Annotated in this window: 14 protein-coding genes; 8 read left to right on the top strand and 6 right to left on the bottom strand. The window is 45.2% G+C overall.

Annotated features, from left to right (window positions below; all coding sequences use genetic code 11):
- Positions 1-101: 101 nt before the first annotated feature.
- Complete coding sequence (locus L5B90_RS06655; protein ID WP_265762428.1) at positions 102-3,383, top strand: DEAD/DEAH box helicase family protein; 3,282 nt, start codon at positions 102-104, stop codon at positions 3,381-3,383.
- 87 nt (positions 3,384-3,470) lie between these two features.
- Here the strand turns inward: L5B90_RS06655 and L5B90_RS06660 are convergent, their stop codons facing one another.
- Entirely contained in the window at positions 3,471-4,322 is an 852-nt protein-coding gene (locus tag L5B90_RS06660) for an MBL fold metallo-hydrolase (protein WP_250363858.1), read from the bottom strand.
- Positions 4,323-4,502: 180 nt separating this feature from the next.
- Between L5B90_RS06660 and L5B90_RS06665 the strand changes: the two genes are divergently transcribed.
- Complete coding sequence (locus L5B90_RS06665) at positions 4,503-5,453, top strand: GlxA family transcriptional regulator (RefSeq protein WP_265762429.1); 951 nt, start codon at positions 4,503-4,505, stop codon at positions 5,451-5,453.
- 93 nt (positions 5,454-5,546) lie between these two features.
- Here the strand turns inward: L5B90_RS06665 and L5B90_RS06670 are convergent, their stop codons facing one another.
- Positions 5,547-6,389: a LysR family transcriptional regulator gene (locus tag L5B90_RS06670; RefSeq protein WP_326938236.1), complete on the bottom strand. Its 843-nt coding sequence runs from the start codon at positions 6,387-6,389 to the stop codon at positions 5,547-5,549.
- A gap of 91 nt (positions 6,390-6,480) precedes the next feature.
- Between L5B90_RS06670 and L5B90_RS06675 the strand changes: the two genes are divergently transcribed.
- Positions 6,481-7,488 (top strand): MBL fold metallo-hydrolase, encoded by a 1,008-nt coding sequence (locus tag L5B90_RS06675; RefSeq protein ID WP_265762430.1) that lies wholly within the window; start codon positions 6,481-6,483, stop codon positions 7,486-7,488.
- An 18-nt stretch (positions 7,489-7,506) separates the two neighbouring features.
- Positions 7,507-8,637: an NADH-dependent flavin oxidoreductase gene (locus L5B90_RS06680; protein ID WP_265762431.1), complete on the top strand. Its 1,131-nt coding sequence runs from the start codon at positions 7,507-7,509 to the stop codon at positions 8,635-8,637.
- Positions 8,638-8,886: 249 nt separating this feature from the next.
- On the opposite strand, the gene L5B90_RS06685 is transcribed toward L5B90_RS06680, so the two are convergent.
- Positions 8,887-10,077 (bottom strand): YcjF family protein, encoded by a 1,191-nt coding sequence (locus tag L5B90_RS06685; protein WP_265762432.1) that lies wholly within the window; start codon positions 10,075-10,077, stop codon positions 8,887-8,889.
- A gap of 497 nt (positions 10,078-10,574) precedes the next feature.
- Between L5B90_RS06685 and L5B90_RS06690 the strand changes: the two genes are divergently transcribed.
- On the top strand, positions 10,575-10,919 hold the full coding sequence (locus L5B90_RS06690) for a helix-turn-helix domain-containing protein (protein ID WP_265762433.1): 345 nt from the start codon (positions 10,575-10,577) through the stop codon (positions 10,917-10,919).
- Positions 10,920-11,071: 152 nt separating this feature from the next.
- On the opposite strand, the gene L5B90_RS06695 is transcribed toward L5B90_RS06690, so the two are convergent.
- Positions 11,072-11,905, bottom strand: coding sequence for a LysR family transcriptional regulator (locus L5B90_RS06695; protein WP_265762434.1), 834 nt, complete (start codon positions 11,903-11,905; stop codon positions 11,072-11,074).
- 108 nt (positions 11,906-12,013) lie between these two features.
- Here L5B90_RS06695 and L5B90_RS06700 point away from each other — a divergent pair, with 108 nt between their 5' ends.
- Both L5B90_RS06700 and L5B90_RS06705 read left to right on the top strand, forming a co-directional pair.
- Positions 12,014-13,033, top strand: coding sequence for an MBL fold metallo-hydrolase (locus L5B90_RS06700; RefSeq protein ID WP_265762435.1), 1,020 nt, complete (start codon positions 12,014-12,016; stop codon positions 13,031-13,033).
- 52 nt (positions 13,034-13,085) lie between these two features.
- Positions 13,086-14,042: a DMT family transporter gene (locus L5B90_RS06705; RefSeq protein ID WP_265762436.1), complete on the top strand. Its 957-nt coding sequence runs from the start codon at positions 13,086-13,088 to the stop codon at positions 14,040-14,042.
- Positions 14,043-14,244: 202 nt separating this feature from the next.
- Here the strand turns inward: L5B90_RS06705 and L5B90_RS06710 are convergent, their stop codons facing one another.
- Positions 14,245-15,198, bottom strand: a complete 954-nt coding sequence (locus L5B90_RS06710; protein ID WP_265762437.1) for an NAD(P)H-dependent flavin oxidoreductase — start codon at positions 15,196-15,198, stop codon at positions 14,245-14,247.
- A 107-nt stretch (positions 15,199-15,305) separates the two neighbouring features.
- On the opposite strand from L5B90_RS06710, the gene L5B90_RS06715 reads away from it, so the two are divergent.
- Positions 15,306-16,211 carry a LysR family transcriptional regulator gene (locus L5B90_RS06715; RefSeq protein WP_265762438.1) on the top strand — a complete coding sequence of 302 codons (906 nt, stop codon included), beginning with the start codon at positions 15,306-15,308 and terminating at the stop codon, positions 16,209-16,211.
- Between the two features lie 531 nt (positions 16,212-16,742).
- Here the strand turns inward: L5B90_RS06715 and L5B90_RS06720 are convergent.
- Entirely contained in the window at positions 16,743-17,666 is a 924-nt protein-coding gene (locus L5B90_RS06720) for an AraC family transcriptional regulator (RefSeq protein ID WP_265762439.1), read from the bottom strand.
- Between the last annotated feature and the right edge of the window lie 91 nt (positions 17,667-17,757).

The following is a 17,757-nucleotide window of genomic DNA, read 5'->3' on the forward strand; positions in this document are numbered from 1 at the left end:
GGGAAAATAATGATGGCACAGAAAGCCGTTTGAAACTGCGTGCTATTGAGCCTGAATTTTTGCGTTTGATGTTTGCGGAGTAAGACGATGGCTGCGAAAAAATGGCTAAAAATTCGGCAAAAAATCACCGCTCTTTTCATGATGAATTGGTGCTTAACCGCTTTATCTTATCTTACTTGGGGCTGGGCGATTTTGCAGCTTTGCAAAAAATCTTAAGCGATGAACGGCTTATCGGCATCAATCAAGAGGGGCAGACGTATTTTTTTGAAGCCTTAAGCCAGGCGGGTTTGTCAGCGGTTATCGATGAGGACAGCTTACGCCGTTATGATGGCAATATTGTCAGACATTGGCAAAAGGTTACCAAAGAGCGTAATAAAAAAAGCGGACATGCGCTTCAAATGAAGTATTTTCAGTATTTATCGCTTCTTTTTACAGAAATTTATCTTGATGGCTATTTTCATCAAAGAAAGCAGATGCTTTTGGGTTTAAATGCTTTGCTTAATGAGCATCAAGAGTTGGGCTTTTTTCCTTATGATGAAGATGATTTAAATAAAATCGCTTTTTGGAATGCCACAGGTTCGGGTAAAACGTTGCTGATGCACGTCAATATTTTGCAATATCAGGATTATTGCACGGATAAGATTGATCAGATTATTGTGCTTACGCCCAATGAGGGGTTAAGTCATCAGCATAATCAAGAGCTGATGCAGTCAGGTTTTTTTCCGCTGATTTTTGGTAAAAATCAGGGCAATATGCTTAAGGCACCTAACGAGGTGCTGATTATTGATATTAATAAACTTGCTGATAAGACGGGTGAAAAAACCGTTGCGGTGGAGAGCTTTGCGGGGCGAAATCTGGTTTTGGTGGACAAGGGGCATCGCGGTGCCTCTGGCGATTCTTGGTTAAGACTGCGGGGGAGCTTAATCAGTGCGGGCTTTTCGTTTGAGTATTCGGCAACCTTTGGTCAGGCGGTCGCCAAGAGCAAAACACTTGCCCAAGAGATAGAGGCTTGGCAAAAAAATCAGGCGGGCAGTCTTTTTGGTAAAAAAAGCTTAAAAGGCTTAAGCGATGATGATTTGGCACGGCTAACGCCCGATGCTTTGACGTTGCAGGAGGAGATTAAACCACGTGCTTTGCGGGAGGTGTATGCCAAAGCGGTGTTGTTTGATTATTCTTATAAATATTTTTATGCCGATGGTTATGGCAAAGAAAGTCAAATTTTAAATCTGCGTGATGAGGATTATGAGCGGCATAGCAACAGCTATCTGATTGCCTGTTTACTGAGTTTTTATCAGCAGTGCTATCTTTATGAGCGTCATAAAAAAGCATTAAGCCCGTTTTTGCTTGAAAAACCCTTGTGGATTTTTGTCGGCAATACGGTTTCTCATGAAGACAGCGATATTTTGGTCATCGTGCAGTTTTTGGCGTATTTCTTGGGGCAGCCTGAAGCGGTTAAACGCCACTTGCACAGCCTGCTAAGCGATACAGCAGAATTGACCGACCCTCATGGCAAGAATATTTTTTTTGGGCAATTTATTCCCCTTATGCACTATTTGGGCAAAGAGGCGGACCTGTATCAGGATATTTTGCAAAAGGTATTTAACACGGCCATTGATGGACGTCTACAGCTCACACGGTTAAAAAATGCGGACGGTGAGTTTGCCTTATCGGTAGGCAGCGGTGAGGCTTTTGGCGTGATTAATATCGGCGATACGAAGAAATTTGCCAATTTGCTTGAGCAAGAAAAAACCATCGATGTGCTGGATAATGATTTTACCGCCTCGTTATTTAAAGAGATTAACCAACCAGACAGCCCAATCAGCTTGCTTATCGGTGCCAAAAAATTTACGGAAGGCTGGTCAAGCTGGCGGGTCTCTACCATGGGGCTGCTCAATATCGGCAAAAACGAAGGCAGCCAAATTATTCAGCTGTTTGGGCGTGGCGTGCGTCTAAAAGGGCAGAATTTCTCACTCAAACGGACGCAAGAGAGCGAACGCCCAAAAGATGTTTTTTTGGAAAAACTTGAAACCTTAAACATCTTTGGTATCCGTGCAGGCTATATGGAAACCTTTAAAAACTATCTAAAAACAGAGGGGATTACGCCCAAAGATGAAATGCTTACGCTTGATTTTCGAGTGCGTTCCAATTTACCAGAAAAACGCCTAAAAACCTTGCAGCTAAAAAACGGCTATAAAGATAACCAAAGCATGGGCTTTAAACGGCAAGAAAAAGGCTTTAGCTTCTTTTTGCTGCCTGAAAAATATCAGGGCAAGATTAAGCCTATTGTGGTTGAGCTTGATTTGTATCCCAAGATTGAAGTGCAGCGAAGTAAAGAAAAAATCATGAGCCTTGATAAACGTCAGCAGCATAGGCTTGATACGGCTTTATTTTCTTTATTTGACTGGGAGGAAATCTATCTTGCGTTATGGGAAGAAAAATGGCTGCGTTCATGGTGGAATCTCCGCCTAGAAAAAGAGCATATCCAATCTTTTGCCAGAAAAAATGATTGGTATAAACTGTATTGTCCGCCTGATTTTTTAGCCATCAATAGCTTTAGTGATATTAAAAAGCAACAAGAGATATTGATTGACCTGCTTTCTTTATATATGAAGCGTTTTTATCAAACTTTAAAAGCCGCTTATGAAGGGCAGTTTTATGAGGCGGTATGGGTGGATAAAGACAACCCGTCGTTGCAAAACAGCTACCAATTTACCATTGAAAATACCGATGAAGGCAGAGGCTATTATGACAAACTGATGGCACTTAAAGTCATTATAGAAAAAGGTACTTTAAAAGAAGCACTTAATTGGCAGGCGGCAAGCATCACCGCCATCTGCTTTGAGCCGCATCTGTACTATCCCATCATGACACTTGCCAATAAAGAAGATTTACCGCTCACCATGAAGCCAATGGACATGAATGAGATGAGCGAAATCCGTTTTGTTCAAGACCTACAGGCAGCGGCAAATTCAGGCAAGCTTAAAAGCTGGATTGGTGATAAATCGCTGTATCTTTTACGCAATGCGGCAAATAAGAATAAAGGGCTAGGATTTGCTTTGGCGGGCAATTTTTATCCCGACTTTTTGCTTTGGTTAACCGATGGTGCGTCCGATAAGCAGTGGTTGAGTTTTATTGATCCTAAAGGCATTTTGCATATGGGAATAAATCATTCTAAATTTGGCCTAGCGGAGGAAGTCAAAAAACTGCAAAAAGATAATACCATTGATATGAATCTTAATGCCTTTATTCTTTCTATCACCAAAAAAGAAGAGTTGCCTCATCAATATGATGAAGAAGCGTATCGCAAAAGAAATATCTTGTTTATGCAAGAACAAGATTACTTGCAAACCCTGTTTGCCAAAATGCTGGAAACAGAGGTTTGATAAATAACCTCAAAAGGCTGCCTGAAAACCCCATTTTAATTTTCAGGCAGCCTTTTTACATTAATACCACATCACCGTAAATTCCCCTTAAAACGGAATCTTTTCCCCATCTTCTGGCACGGCAACCCAATCTTTTAACCCAGATTTTTGCACAAAGGCACGCATTGCTTGACGGCTCACCGCACCGTGATTGACTGCATCCATATGCACGGCAATGATTTTTGCCTTGGGCATGGCCTGATGGGCGTGGGCGACATCTTCCTTGCCCATAATAATGCCTTCATTAAAGCCATTGACCCTTGCCGACCCCGTATTCATCACCAAAACATCGGGCTTATATTTGATGAGCGCCTTATTGACATCAGCCGTCCAGAGCGTATCGCCCATGATATAAAGCGTCTTACGGTCTTTGGCACGCAGCACCACGCCCATCGCATCGCCCAGCAATTGCCCAAGCGGTGCGACCGCATACATCTCTTTGGTGCCATGTGCACCGCCTGTTTTGTGCAGGCTGACATCGCCAATTTTCAAGGTCTCGTTTAACACCCGCACATCATTAAATCCCTGTTCACGAATCAGTTTCGCATCATCTTGATTTTGCACGATAATTGGCAAATCTTTAGGCAGATATTTTTGTGCTGCCTCGTCCCAGTGGTCAAGATGGGTATGGGTAACCACAACCGCCGTTACCCCTTGCCAAGCCTCATTCATCGGCATCGGCAGTTCGGTCAAAGGGTTACGCAGCTGACTGTTTAGCGTGTTGGCAAAGCCTTCATACGCCCCTTTTTTGGCAAGCATCGGGTCAATCAAAAACGTCTGTCCTGCATAGCTGACTTTTGCGGTGGCGTTGCGGATATGCTGATAGCTGTCGCTGGCGTAAGCCTGAACGCTCAATAACGCCCCCAAAAGGGCAGTGGCAAGTAAAGTTTTGGTACGCATCGTGATTCCTTAAATCGATTGCCCATGCTAAAAATGAAGCATCGGGCGGTGAAAAATCATCAAAATGGCGGGTGAAATGCCATCTTTTTCAAGAACGAGCATTATCCATCTTCTTGAAAAACAAAAATATTGACCAATCTTTCAAAAACCGAAAGAATTGGCTCAAAAAGTGAGAAAAAAATGACCGCACCGATTGTTGCCCTGCTGCTGTATCCTGATTTTAACCCCTTTCAATTTGCCATACCGCACCGTGTTTTTTCGCTCAATGTTGATGATAAGCCACTGTTTCATCTGAAAATTGTTGCAGAAAATCCCGACTGCTGTTATGGAGAAAACGACATTTATGTGCCTGCTGACGGCGATTTACGCCTGCTTGAGCAGGCCGATATGGTGATTGCCTTTGGCTGGCAGCCTGAAAAAATGCCCAGCGATGCCTTAAAACAGGCACTTATCCGAGCCAATCAACGTGGGGCTTTGGTTGCAGGGCTTTGTTACGGTGCTTATTTGTTGGCGTACAGCGGACTGCTAAACGGCAAAGAGGCGACCACTCATTGGCTGGGTGAAGCGGATTTTGCCAAGCGTTTTCCTGCCGTTAAACTGAGTATTGAAGCCATCTACATTGAGCAAGGTAGCCTGATGACCTCTGCTGGCACGGCGGCCGCCCTTGACTGCTGTCTTGCCATCATTCGCAGAACGTACGGGGTGAAAATCGCCAACCAAATCGCCCGCATACTGGTGGTTTCACCGCACCGTGAAGGCGGACAGGCACAATTTATCGAGCAGCCCATCGCCCGCCTAAGCCCAAGCGAAAACATGAGCGAACTGCTGGCACAAATGCAGCAAAACCTTAAGCAGGATTACCGTATTGACGCACTGGCAAGGCGTCTGAATATGAGCCGAAGCACCTTTACCCGCCATTTTCGCCAAGCCACAGGTGTGTCTTTGACCGAGTGGCTGATTGCCCTGCGTCTTCAGCGTGGACGGGAGCTGTTAGAAAGCACGGATTTGGGCATTGAACACATTGCAAGCGAAATCGGCTTTCACTCTGCCACCGCCTTTCGCCAGCATTTTAGAAAGAAACACCGCGTAAGCCCGAGAGCGTGGCGGAGGGGGGAATGCCACCCGAGTTAGTAGATGGCTACCGCATTGGAAAAATGCATCTGTGTAACTTTTAGGCTACCTAAAAACCCTATCTTTTTCAGGCCGCCCCAAATTATCCAATCCCTAATCCCCAAGCTCCTCCGCCAAAAAATCTGCCACATCACGTACGCTTTGGCTATGGCGGACATCTTCGTGCATGATGAGATAAAGTGGTGTGCTAAGGCTTGGCATGGTGGTAAGTGCGGTCATCGCTTCTGTGCGGTAATCACAAGGCAAAAGCCCAATGCCAAGTTTGTGGACAATGGCGGTCTGCATTATCTGAAAATCATTGCACACAAAGCAAACAGGCTTTTCCGCCAGCTGCTCCTCCACCCATTTGGCCTGCGTACCGCCTAAGTGCAAGCCCAGATATTGCCACGCGTCTTTGGGCGTGTCGGCAAGATAATCTTGATGCCCATACCAGCGGTAATCAATATTGCATAGACGGCGGGCAACAAGGTCGTTTTGCTCGGGCAGGGTAATCCTTAGGGCAATGTCTGCCTGACGCTGATGCAGGCTGCTTAAGGTCGGGTCGCTGGTCAATACCAAGCGAATATGAGAAAAACGCTGATAAAAGAGCGGCAACAGCGGGGCAATCAAGGCATGGGCAACAAAGGGCGAAACCGACAGCAACACCTCGCTGACCGCCTGCTGGCTATCTTCGGCGGTTTGGCGGAACTGGCGGATATTAAATTGCAGTTTTTTCGCTTCAGGATAAAGCCGTTCCCCTGCTGCCGTGAGCAAATAGCGTTTATTGATGCGGTCAAAAAGATGTAGATTGAGCTGTTTTTCCAAGCGTTCAATACGGCGGGCGACCGTGCTGTGCTCTACACCCAAAGCCTCGGCGGTGGCGGTGAGCGTCTGTTTTTCAACCAGCAATAAAAAATAGTGAATATCGTTCCAATCAAGTCGCATAAGAATGTGCATAAATCGTCATTGTTTTGCATTTTATCCATATTATTGAACAATAACAAGCGGTAAAATAACCCCACATCAAATAATTTTTGGAGAAAAAACCATGAAAAAACCGCTGATTACCGCCGTCTTACTGTTTGGATTGACCGCTTTGCCTGCGATGGCACAGCCCGTCCATCAGCCCAAAGCCAACCCCGTTCCCATGCAAAAAACACAGGTTGCAGGCTACTTTCGCCAAATGGTCGGCGATTACGAAGTTACCGCCCTTTATGACGGCGTAGGCAATCTGGACACCGCCCTGATGGCAAAACACACCGACCTTAGCGAACAAGCACTCAACCAACTGCTTGATGATGCCTTTGTTCCCCGAACCCATCTTGGCGGCATGGAAGGCACCATCATCGGCTTTTTAATCAACACAGGCCGCCACCTTATCCTCATTGATGCAGGCAAAGGCGAAGTCCAAGCCCCCATCTTTTTGGACAAACAAGGGAGGCTCCTTGACAGCCTGCGCGCCTCAGGCTACCGCCCCGAACAAATTGACATCATCTTGCCCACCCACATGCACGCCGACCACCTAAACGGCATCGTCCACAAAGGCAAACGCACCTTCAAAAATGCAACCCTCTATCTGGCAGAACAAGAAAAAGCCTTTTGGCTTGACACCCCCATAAACATGCTGCCTGAAACCGTCTGCCCCTATGTTGAACTGGCACGCCAAGCCGTCCGACCCTATGCCAAAGCAGGACGGGTCAAATACTATCCATCGGGCAAAGAAATCTTTGAAAACCTAACCGCCATACCGCTCTTTGGGCATACCGCAGGGCATAGCGGCTTTCTCATTGAATCCAAAGGCGAAAAACTGCTCATTTGGGGCGACCTCATGCACAGCCCAGCCATACAAATGCCGCACCCAGAAGTCGCCATAGACTTTGATGCCAATGCCGAGCAAGCCCGAAAAACCCGTCAAACCATGCTCAAAAACATCGTGGCGGAAAAAACACTCATCGCAGGTGCACATCTGCCATTTCCAGGGCTTGGACACCTACAAAAAGACGGCGAAGGCTACCGCTTTATCCCTGTACAATACCGCCTCCTTGACCAACACTAAACACCTAAGGAGAACACCATGAACGACCGTTACGCACCGCTCTTTACCCCCTTTACCCTTAATAACGGCATCACCATCAAAAACCGCCTTGCCGTTGCCCCGATGACCCACTTCGGAGCCAACCCAGACGGCAGCCTAGGCGAAGAAGAAGCCCACTTTATTGAAGGCAGAGCCGCTGACTTTGGACTCTTCATCACCGCCGCCACCCTTGTTGCCGAAAACGGCAAAACCTTTTTTGGCCAGCCCCACGCCATCGGCCAAGAAAACCTGCCACGGCTGACCGCCCTTGCCGAACGGATTAAAAAACAAAACGCCAAAGCCATCTTGCAAATCCACCACGGCGGAGCACGTGCAGCAGACTTTGGACTCATCAAACACCCCCTTGCCCCAAGTGCCATCAACCAAGCCAAAGCCCTAGAAGACAGCGAAATTCACGCCATCATCAACGCCTTTGGACAAGCCACCGAACTTGCCCTGCAAGCAGGCTTTGACGGCATAGAAATCCACGGTGCCAACGACTACCTATTGCAACAATTTTACTCAGCCAAAACCAACCGCCGCACCGACCAATGGGGCGGCAGCCCAGAAAACCGCATGCGGTTTCCACTTGCCGTGATTGACGCTGCCGTTGCGGCCAAACAACGCCATCAGCGAGACGACTTCATCATCGGCTACCGCTTCTCACCCGAAGAAGCAGGCGAAGACGGGCTCACCATGCACGACACCTTGCAGCTCATCGACCGCCTCATTGACAAACCCCTGCAATACCTACACGTATCCCTATGGGACTTCTACAAAAAAGCCCGCCGAGGTGCCGACACAAACCAAAGCCGCATGCAGCTTATCCACGAACGCATCGGCGGCAAACTCCCGCTTATCGGCGTAGGCAACCTCTTTACCGCAGACGACCTCATCGCCGCCTACCAAACAGGCTGGGCAGAATTTTTGGCCGTAGGCAAAGCCTCGCTCATCAACCCAAACTTTGCCACCCTTATCAAAACAGGCAAAGAAGAGCAAATACAAACCGCCATCGACCCCGAAAGAAAAACCGCCTACCGCTACCCAGAAGCCCTATGGCAACAGCAACTGCAAGGCCCGTCATGGCTGCCGCCGCTAAAAGGTGCCAACTGGCAGCCAAGAGATGTGTAGGTGGTGATGGGATAAGGAGATGGTGTTAGAAAAGGAGGCTGTCTGTTGGGCAATAGCGATGGAATTGAAATATATAGTATTGAGCAAGCATCATCAGTTCTTTTTAAATAGGCAGCCTGAAAAGGCTCAGGTTGCCTATTTATAGTGGATTAAAATAAGAAATCTACTGCGTTGCCAGCCCCTGATGTGCAAAATGTACACGACAGTCGCTATTGACTTGTACCTTTCTATTTTAATCATCCACTATGCTTACTTAGGTTGCTTATAAAAATCTTTAAATACATTCATAATATCAATTGCTTGTGAAGGTAAAATCGTTCTACCTTCATCTTCATTATAATAATATTTCAAGACTTCAATATAGGCATGTCCAATAGCTTCAGTTAGTGCAACAGCAGTAGCAGCTCTTATTGACCCACCAATTACACTTCCAACACTTGGAATGAGCTTGAAAGCATTTGCAACTATAGTTTTGCCAACTTGAGCAACTGCTGTCATACCTAAAATTGAAGTAATGACGCTAGTTGTTGCATTGCTTTGGTCATCCACTTCAAATTCCGCATTTAATTTAGCAATCATCGCACCTTGGGCTGCCGCAATTAATGGAGCATCTGCCATAGGAATAGGAATTGCACCTGTTGCACCAGCAGCAGCTGCGGCAGTGTGTACAATCTTTCTCGCATCATTAATCATTTGTTCCAATTTCAATTTTTTGTTAACCAATTGAGCCTTTTTAAATAAAGAGATTAGCTCTTCAGCATTTCGCCCTACTTCTGCTAAACAACTGAATGTTGCTGTTAATAGGTCTTCCAAGCCAGATTGCGGAAATTCGTGTCCAGCTTTGCGATTTTTAACGGAATTGACTCTAACAAAACGATTTTTTGGAAAATCATTATACTTAATAAAAATTTCATTTTTTGCTTTTTCTACAAATTCATCCCCATCTTCGTATTGTGTATCAGTAAACACAACAACTGTAGGAAGCTTGCGTTCACGTGCGATCTCAAGCAAATCTAAATCACTCTCTTGAATTCTTTTACTACCTTCTTTAATACATAACCATACGACATGTGGTAAATCTTCATGATTTAAAGATTGTTTGGCTTTTTCAAAACCTGACTCAATATCTTTAATGATTTGGTTGCGAGTTCCCTCGTAATCTTTAGTTTCTATACCCTTGGTGTCCCAAAGAACCAACCCTTTTGTTTTAATTTCATATTTTTCAAGAAATTGTGTTACTGGTTTTCCTGTCCCTGATACAGCAACATTGTTACCAAAAACCGCATTAATTAATGCACTTTTCCCTACTCCAGTTGAGCCAAGTAAGACTATATTTAATTTTCCTCTTTTATCTTCAGCCTCCTTTTTTGCAAATTCAGCGTTGAACTCTCCCGTTTCACGGTTGTACGCGCCACCTATAAAATCTTCAAGTATATTCATGATAAACCTCTTTCTTTAATGAAATAAAAATCACCCTTTCAAGTTGCCTGAAATAATAAATAATGCTCGGAGCTAGCTTAAGGGCTTAATCCAAATACCATTGCACGGTTTGTGGCTTAATGCTAACGTTTAATCCGTTTCTTCCATGCTTAAGTATTGCCTCGTTCTAAACATCAATTTCTACCAACAAACGACTTCTCTTAAATCAAGCAAAAGAGTGAATCGCCTAGAAAAACTTCAAATAACATAGTGTTATGCGGAAAAAGCAATCCAATAACCATACAAGGTTGTTTCAACAAATACGATTGTACGAAAACAGAATGCTAGCAGATGTCGTAGTTATGACTTTTTGCAGGCTTTCTGTATCAGCTACCGTAAAACTTTGTTAATCAATGTTTGGTTATTACTTATTTTATACGAATTTTATTCTTTTAACAGAATTAATAGCGATTTTCTTTTTAAGTTGGTTGTTTATATTTGCTTGGCAAGGAGCAAACATGAGCAACACAGCCAAATCTCAACTCACTAATCAAAGCATCGGTGCAGCTATTGCTAAACAACGCAAGGCCTGTGGCATAACGCAAGCACAACTGGCAGAACGATTAGAATTAAGTATTGATGCGATTTCACGCTTGGAGCGTGGCAATATTGCACTGTCTGTTGCAAGATTGGTTAAACTGGCAGAAATCTTTGATTGTGAACTTGTGGATTTACTAGACGAAGCGAGCAATCGCCCACGAGATCAAGCAAGAAAATTAGAAAGCATGCTGATGCAATTAGATGAACAGAAACGGCAAGGTTTATTGCAGTTAATAGAACAGATGATTGAATGGCAAAAATAAAAGGCAGCCTGAAAAAAAAAAGAGGGGCAGCGATACGCCATGCTCTCTTTAATATTTAGGGTGATTTTGGCAATTCAAGTCATAAAAACTTATCTAAAAGTTTTCACCCAGCCCCTTCATTTAGCCTTGATGCTTTTTGCCCCATCACAAAGCTAATCGGCAAGCATTTCAATCAGAAAATCGGCCACCGTCCGCACTTTTTTTGATGCACGAACGTCCTCATGCATCACCAAATAAAGCGGTGCGGTGAAGTCCTCCATCTCCTCAATGGCAGCAAAATCAGGGTGGTCGGCATGGCAAATCGGCAATAAACCAATGCCCATTTTTTGGGCAATCGCCGCCTTCATCACCTGAAAATCATTGCAGGCAAAGCGAATCGGCTTGCCGTTAAGCTCGGTTTGCAGCCATTTTTCGTGCGTGCCAGCAAGCTGTAGGCTTAAGTATTGCCAGCTTTCTTGCGGCTCGTGCTGAAGATAGGAGCGATGGGCAAACCAGCGGTATTTGACGTAGCACAAACGGCGTGCCACCAAGTCTTCTTGCAGCGGCTCGGCAATCCTTAGGGCGATGTCGGCTTGGCGGGCGTGCAGATTGCTGATGACCGAATCGCTCTGGATAATCAAGCGGATATACGAAAACCGCTGATAAAAGAGGGCAAGGGTCGGTGCCAGCAGGCTGTTGGCGACAAAGGGCGGTGCCGAAACCGCCACTTCACCCACCGATTCCCGCTTATCCTGTGCTGTTTGGGCAAATTGCTTGATGTTTAGCTGCAATTTTTTGGCTTCTTGATACAGCTCTCTGCCGTCATCGGTCGGCAGATAACGCTTGTTGATGCGGTCAAAGAGGTGTAGTCCAAGCTGTTTTTCCAGCCGTTCAATCCGCCGTGATACCGTGCCGTGTTCGACATTTAGGGCGTTTGCCGCCGCCGTTAGGGTCTCTTTTTCCATCAGTAAGATGAAATAATGCACATCGTTCCAGTCTAAATCCATCGCTTAATTGTGAAAAAATAAACATTACTGTCAATTTTAAGCCTATTTATGTGAAAAAACAACGTATAAAATACGCTTATTCAAATCATCATATCGGAGAATGTAAATATGAATAAGAAATTTTTAACATTGTTAGTGGCTAGTTCGCTAGGGTTTTCAGTACTAAATACAAATGCAGTGGCTGAGCCAACTTATTATCCCCCTGAGAATGCTATTCCAATGAAATTGACACAAGTACCAGGATATTATCGTGTAATGGTGGGAGAATTTGAGGTAACCGCTTTATATGATGGGGCTGCTTCACTTAATGCAGAATTATTTTCTAAATATAGTAAATTTAATAAAAAAGAATTGGAGAAAATGATTAATGATGAATTTTCTTTAAAAACAGAAAATGGAGGAGTAAATACAGCTATTATTGCATTCCTTATTAATACAGGTAAAAATTTAATTTTAGTTGATGCGGGAAAGGGAAATGTTCAGGATCCTATTTTTGTCAACGACCAAGGTTCGCTGATTTCTAGTCTTAATGCTGCAGGCTATAGTGCGGATCAAATTGATATCATTTTACCTACTCACATGCATGCTGATCATTTCAGTGGGGTAACTGTCGATGGAAAGAGGGTCTTCCCAAATGCAACAATTTATTTACCAAACCAAGAAAAAGCTTTTTGGTTAGATAAGTCAATAGATCAAATTCCTAATAGTGCTAAACCATTTGTAAGATGGGCAAGAGAAGCAGCAGAACCGTATATAAAAGCAAATAAAATAAAGTTTTATAACTCGGGCGATGAAGTTATCCCTAGTGTAAAATCAGTCCCTTTGTTTGGGCATACGCCTGGTCATAGTGGATTTGAGATTACGTCAAATAATGAAACTATACTGATATGGGGGGACTTGATGCACAATCATGCCATTCAGATGCAGCATCCTGAAGTTGCGGTGGACTTTGATGCAAATTCAATCTCAGCACGAAAAAGCCGTTTAAACATATTACCCAAAATTGCTAAAAGAAAAATATTGGTAGCTGGGGCTCATTTACCTTTTCCTGGAATAGGGCATATCCGTATTGAAAATAATGGATATCGGTGGATACCTATAGAGTATCAACCAATTTCTAAAAATTAAATGAAATTTAACCGCTCTTTATCTATAAAAAATATTACGTAGGAGTATATCTATGTCCTTTAAACATTACCGTGGTGAGTGGATTTTACTGCTTGCCACCCTTGCCGCCGCCTTTGGCTGGCTGTTTTCCAAAAGTGCGATCGCCGAATTGCCAGCGGTAACCTTTGTGAGCTTGCGTTTTGGTGCGGCAGCCCTTATCTTTTTGCCCTTTGCTTTTCGTGGACTTGGGCGGTTAAGCCGTAAACAGTGGCAGCAAAGCCTGCTTGTTGGCTTATCTTTTAGCCTGTATCTTTTTTTCTGGGTGCTTGGTGTCAAGCACACCCAAGAGCTGGGCAAGGGGGCGTTTTTGTTAAGCCTTGCGATGCTTGCCGCCCCGTTGATTGCGTGGCTGATTTATCAAGAGCGACCCGTAAGGCGGTTTTGGCTTGCCCTGCCGATTGCCGTTTTGGGCATGATTTTTTTGGCAGCAAGCGGTCTTTCTTCGGGCGGCGGATTGGGGCTTGATACGCTGTTCTTTTTATTGACGGCACTTTGGGCGGGCATTCAGTTTGTGTTAAACAGCCGCTACGCAAAGTCGGTGCCGATTTTGCCGCTGACCTTTATTCAGCTTGCGATGGTTGGGCTGTCAAGCGGTTTTTATGCACTGTTGGCAGAGGATATGCCGTCTTCTGTTGGCTCGATGACGTGGCTTTGGCTTGCCCTTAGCGTTTTGATTGGTACCAATGCCCGCTTTTTGCTGCAAACCTTTGGGCAAAAATTAAGCGATGTCGGCAATGGGGCGTTAATCATGATTTTAGAACCCGTTTGGACAATGCTGCTTAGCGTGATGTTTATGCAAGAAATGCTTGGCACGTCAAAAATCATCGGCTGCGTGCTGATTTTGCTTGCGTTGCTGCTCTACCGTGTGAAACGGCTGCCCAAAGCTGCAAGCCTGCATGGCAAAAAATCCCGTAAACAAGTGGGCATTTCGCTCTCTTCAGCAAGCCCTTGTATCAAAAAAGGGGATTAAAAGTGCGGTCAAAAATCTTTAAGTTTTTATCCTGATTTGATGGTTTCCCGTTTTGATTTTTGAATGATTATTTCTAATAACTTGGGTGAAAATTCCTATTGAATCAAACCGCTATTTAAAAGCGTATTTTTTTAATTAGGCTACCTGAAAATCCTTATTTAAAGTTTTCAGGTAGCCTTTTTATGGCCAAAACTTGGGCATTTTATACGGCTGCCATCAGCTGGTTAATCAGCTCTTTGACCGATACAATGCGGTTGATTCTGCTCACACCTGTGCCAACGGAAACATAGCCCTGTTCAAAATCGCCCTCCAGCATACCAAGACGCATACCTGTGCCGCCATTCATCAGCTTGGCAATCTCGGCACGGCTTGCTCCCTCTTCGCTCATGGCGTGCAGTCTTTTGCCAAGGGCGGTCGGCAGTGAGCGATAGTAGTAAGGCTCTGTGCGATACAGCAGCAAATCGTCCGCACTGGCTTGAGTCAGCCATTCTTTGACACTTTGGGCGGCACGGCATTCATGGGTGGCAATAAAGGCGGTGCCAACATAAACACCCTCTGCACCCAAAACCATGGCCGCACGCACGCTATCGGCATCGGCAATACCGCCAGCCAGCATCAAGGGCAATTTGACTTTGCCGACAAAATCCGCCAGCACGCTAAAGCTGCCCACCTCTTTTTGCGGCAGTGTACCGCCTTCATCAAAGCCTGTAACAACCAAAATATCTGCCCCCAGTGCTTCGGCTTTTTGGGCATCTTGAAGGTTTGGGTTGCCAAGACGGCAGATGATGGTCATGCCAGCATCTTTAAAACGCCGATACAGTGTTTCATCTAAATAACCATTATCAAGCACCACAGGCACCTGCTCTTCAATCAGCAAATCGGCCATACGTGGCATCAAAGACAAATCATAAGAAACCACCACAGGCACGCCAAAGGGCTTGTCGGTCAAAGTCCGAACCTTGGCAATTTCGGCACGCATACGGCTTAAGACTTCATCGTTTGAGCTTGGATTGCTGTTTTGTCCCGCATGGGGAGCCAAAAAGCCAAGCCCGCCCGCTTCATTGACGGCGGCAACCAGCTTGGCATCGGTCAGCCACGACATGGGGGCTTGGATAATGGGGTGGGTGATGTGCAGAAGGTCGCAAATACGGTTCATGGGAAGACTCCTTGTTGATGTAGATGATTATGATGAGATTATATATTCTTGAAATTAAAAAGATAACCCATTAAAATAAGAACCAAATTTTCATTTATGGAAAGATAATGGATTTAAATGCTCTGCGTTTATTTGTGGCGGCGGTGCAGTGCGGCAGTCTTTCTAAAGCCAGTCAGCAGCTTGATATTCCGCTTGCGACCTTAAGCCGTCAGATTGTCAAATTGGAAGCTGCGTTGCAGGTGCAGCTATTTAATCGCTTTAAGGCAGGCGTTAAGCCGACTGAAGCGGGTTTGAGGCTTTATGAACAGGTGCATTTGCCGATGGATAATCTGCTCAACGCCCAAGAGGCCTTGTTTCACGAACAAAACGAGCTGGCAGGCAGGCTGCGGCTTTCGGCGATACCGACCTGCACTCCTTTGCTTGCGTGGGTTGATGAATTTTGTCAGCGTTATCCCAAGGTGCAGGTGCATTGCCAATTGACCGAGAGGGTTTTGGATTTGGCGGCCGATGGCATTGACATTGCCTTTCGCGTGGGCAATTTGCAGGCCGATCATCTGATTGCCAAGCCCATTTTGCAAAGCCGTGCCAAGCTGGTTGCCCACCCAAGTCTTTTGGCAAAATGGGGTGTGCCTCAAGACCCGCAGGCCTTGAGCCGCTTGCCTTGTGCAGGCTGGGGCAGGGGCGATGCTATGATGACTTGGCAGCTGGGCGATGAGCGGTTAAACCTTAACTATCGCTTTGCAAGCAATGATTCTTACGCTTTGGTTTTTGCGGCCAAAGCAGGCATGGCGATTTGTCAGCTGCCTGACTTTCTTGCTGATGATTTGATACAAAAAGAGGGGTTGGTCGAGGTGTTGGCGGATTATCCGCAGCCTGCCCATGAGCTGTATATGCTTTATGCCGCCCACCGCTACCCATCAAGAACGATTAAGACCTTTATTGATTTTGTCAAACAAAAAAGCCCGCTCTATAAGCAAAAGACTGCTTACTTAGGCGGGGATTGGCTTGGGTAAGTGTTTGGATTAAAGAGCGGTCAAAAATTTTTAAGTTTTTATCGCTGTTTTGATGATTTTTTTAATAACTTGGGTGAAAATTCCTACTGAATAAAACCGCTATTTAAAGGCGTATTTTTTTAATTAGGCTGCCTGAAAGTTTGATATTTTCAGGCGGTTTTTTTATGAAATGAAATAAAAAAATCAGTGAAAAAACGGGTATTTTTCGCTTTAATCTTTAACCCCTTTTTCTCATAACTCGGGTGAAAATTCCTATTGAATAAAACCGCTATTTAAAGGCGTATTTTTTTAATTAGGCTACCTGAAAGTTTTTATTTTAAGTTTTCAGGTAGCCTTTTTTATTGTCAAAGGATAAAAAATCGGTCAAAAATCTTTAAGTTTTTATCCTGATTTGATGGATTGTTGGCTTTTATCTTTAACCCCTTTTTCTAATAACTCGGGTGAAAATTCCTATTAAACAAAATTCCCATTTAAAAGTATTTTTTTAATTAGACTGCCTAAACGTTTTACATTTTCAGGCAGCCTAAAATCCTAAACAATCCTGCCAAACTGCATTTCATTGTCTTTGAGCCGCTGTATATCACGGTGGGGCGGTTCGCCAAACAGTCGGGCGTATTCACGGTTAAATTGGGTTGGGCTTTCATAGCCCACGGCAAAGGCGGCGGTGGTGGCATCTTGATTTTCTTTAAACATCAGCCGTCTGGCGTGCTGGAGGCGAAGCTGCTTTTGGTATTGCAGGGGGCTTACGCCTGTCAGTTTTCTAAAGTGCTGGCGAAAGGACGATGGACTCATGTGTGCCTGTTCTGCCAGTTGGTTGATGTCGGTCTTTTGGGCGTAATGCTCGTTAAAATAGGCAATAATTTTGGCAATGTTGCGTTCGGCACTGCCTTGCATCAAGAGCCTTTTGAGCATGGGCTGATGCACGCCGTTTAAGAGGCGTAAGGCGATTTCACGTTCAATCAAGGGGGCAAGGTATGGCTGCCATTGGGGTTCGTCAAGCAGGGCGGTGTAACGCACCACCGCATCAAGCAATCCCTCATCAATCGGGGCGACCGACAGGCTGTCCGAAAGGCTTGATTGCTTGGTCTGCCAGTCGGTCTGTTCGGCAAGTTCACGCAAGAGCATCACATCAAGTTCAATTCTTAAGCTGAGGTAGGGCGTGTTTTGGCTTGCCTGCAAAACGTGCGATACCACAGGCAAATCAAGGGTGGTCAATGCGGCATCGCCTTGGGCAAGCTGCATGATTTCGTTGCCAAAATTGACGTGTTGCACGCCTTGCACGACCACAAACAGGCTAAGCGGATAGATGCAAGGCACGGGGTGGGTGCGGTGGTTGCGGCGGCAGAGGTTTAAGGCGGGCAGGGCGGTGTCAGAAAAGCTGCCTTCTTGTTGGGTGAAGCGTTTGATGAGGCTGGCAAGTTTTTCCCATGGGTCTTGATACATGATGCGGCTCACTAAATGTTTTTATGGCGATTTTAAGGGAATTTGTCAAATTAGGCAAGAATTGACTTCGTTTTGGCAAATATGGCGGCAGGGTTTAGCCGAT

The organism is Avibacterium sp. 20-129, from assembly GCF_026226845.1.
GTDB lineage: Bacteria > Pseudomonadota > Gammaproteobacteria > Enterobacterales > Pasteurellaceae > Avibacterium.

Excerpts from the sequence above, each read along its gene's own strand:
- L5B90_RS06655 (WP_265762428.1), top strand. The coding sequence starts at position 102 with ATGGCTAAAAATTCGGCAAAAAATCACCGCTCTTTTCATGATGAATTG.
- L5B90_RS06660 (WP_250363858.1), bottom strand. The coding sequence starts at position 4,322 with ATGCGTACCAAAACTTTACTTGCCACTGCCCTTTTGGGGGCGTTATTG.
- L5B90_RS06665 (WP_265762429.1), top strand. The coding sequence starts at position 4,503 with ATGACCGCACCGATTGTTGCCCTGCTGCTGTATCCTGATTTTAACCCC.
- L5B90_RS06670 (WP_326938236.1), bottom strand. The coding sequence starts at position 6,389 with ATGCACATTCTTATGCGACTTGATTGGAACGATATTCACTATTTTTTA.
- L5B90_RS06675 (WP_265762430.1), top strand. The coding sequence starts at position 6,481 with ATGAAAAAACCGCTGATTACCGCCGTCTTACTGTTTGGATTGACCGCT.
- L5B90_RS06680 (WP_265762431.1), top strand. The coding sequence starts at position 7,507 with ATGAACGACCGTTACGCACCGCTCTTTACCCCCTTTACCCTTAATAAC.
- L5B90_RS06685 (WP_265762432.1), bottom strand. The coding sequence starts at position 10,077 with ATGAATATACTTGAAGATTTTATAGGTGGCGCGTACAACCGTGAAACG.
- L5B90_RS06690 (WP_265762433.1), top strand. The coding sequence starts at position 10,575 with ATGAGCAACACAGCCAAATCTCAACTCACTAATCAAAGCATCGGTGCA.
- L5B90_RS06695 (WP_265762434.1), bottom strand. The coding sequence starts at position 11,905 with ATGGATTTAGACTGGAACGATGTGCATTATTTCATCTTACTGATGGAA.
- L5B90_RS06700 (WP_265762435.1), top strand. The coding sequence starts at position 12,014 with ATGAATAAGAAATTTTTAACATTGTTAGTGGCTAGTTCGCTAGGGTTT.
- L5B90_RS06705 (WP_265762436.1), top strand. The coding sequence starts at position 13,086 with ATGTCCTTTAAACATTACCGTGGTGAGTGGATTTTACTGCTTGCCACC.
- L5B90_RS06710 (WP_265762437.1), bottom strand. The coding sequence starts at position 15,198 with ATGAACCGTATTTGCGACCTTCTGCACATCACCCACCCCATTATCCAA.
- L5B90_RS06715 (WP_265762438.1), top strand. The coding sequence starts at position 15,306 with ATGGATTTAAATGCTCTGCGTTTATTTGTGGCGGCGGTGCAGTGCGGC.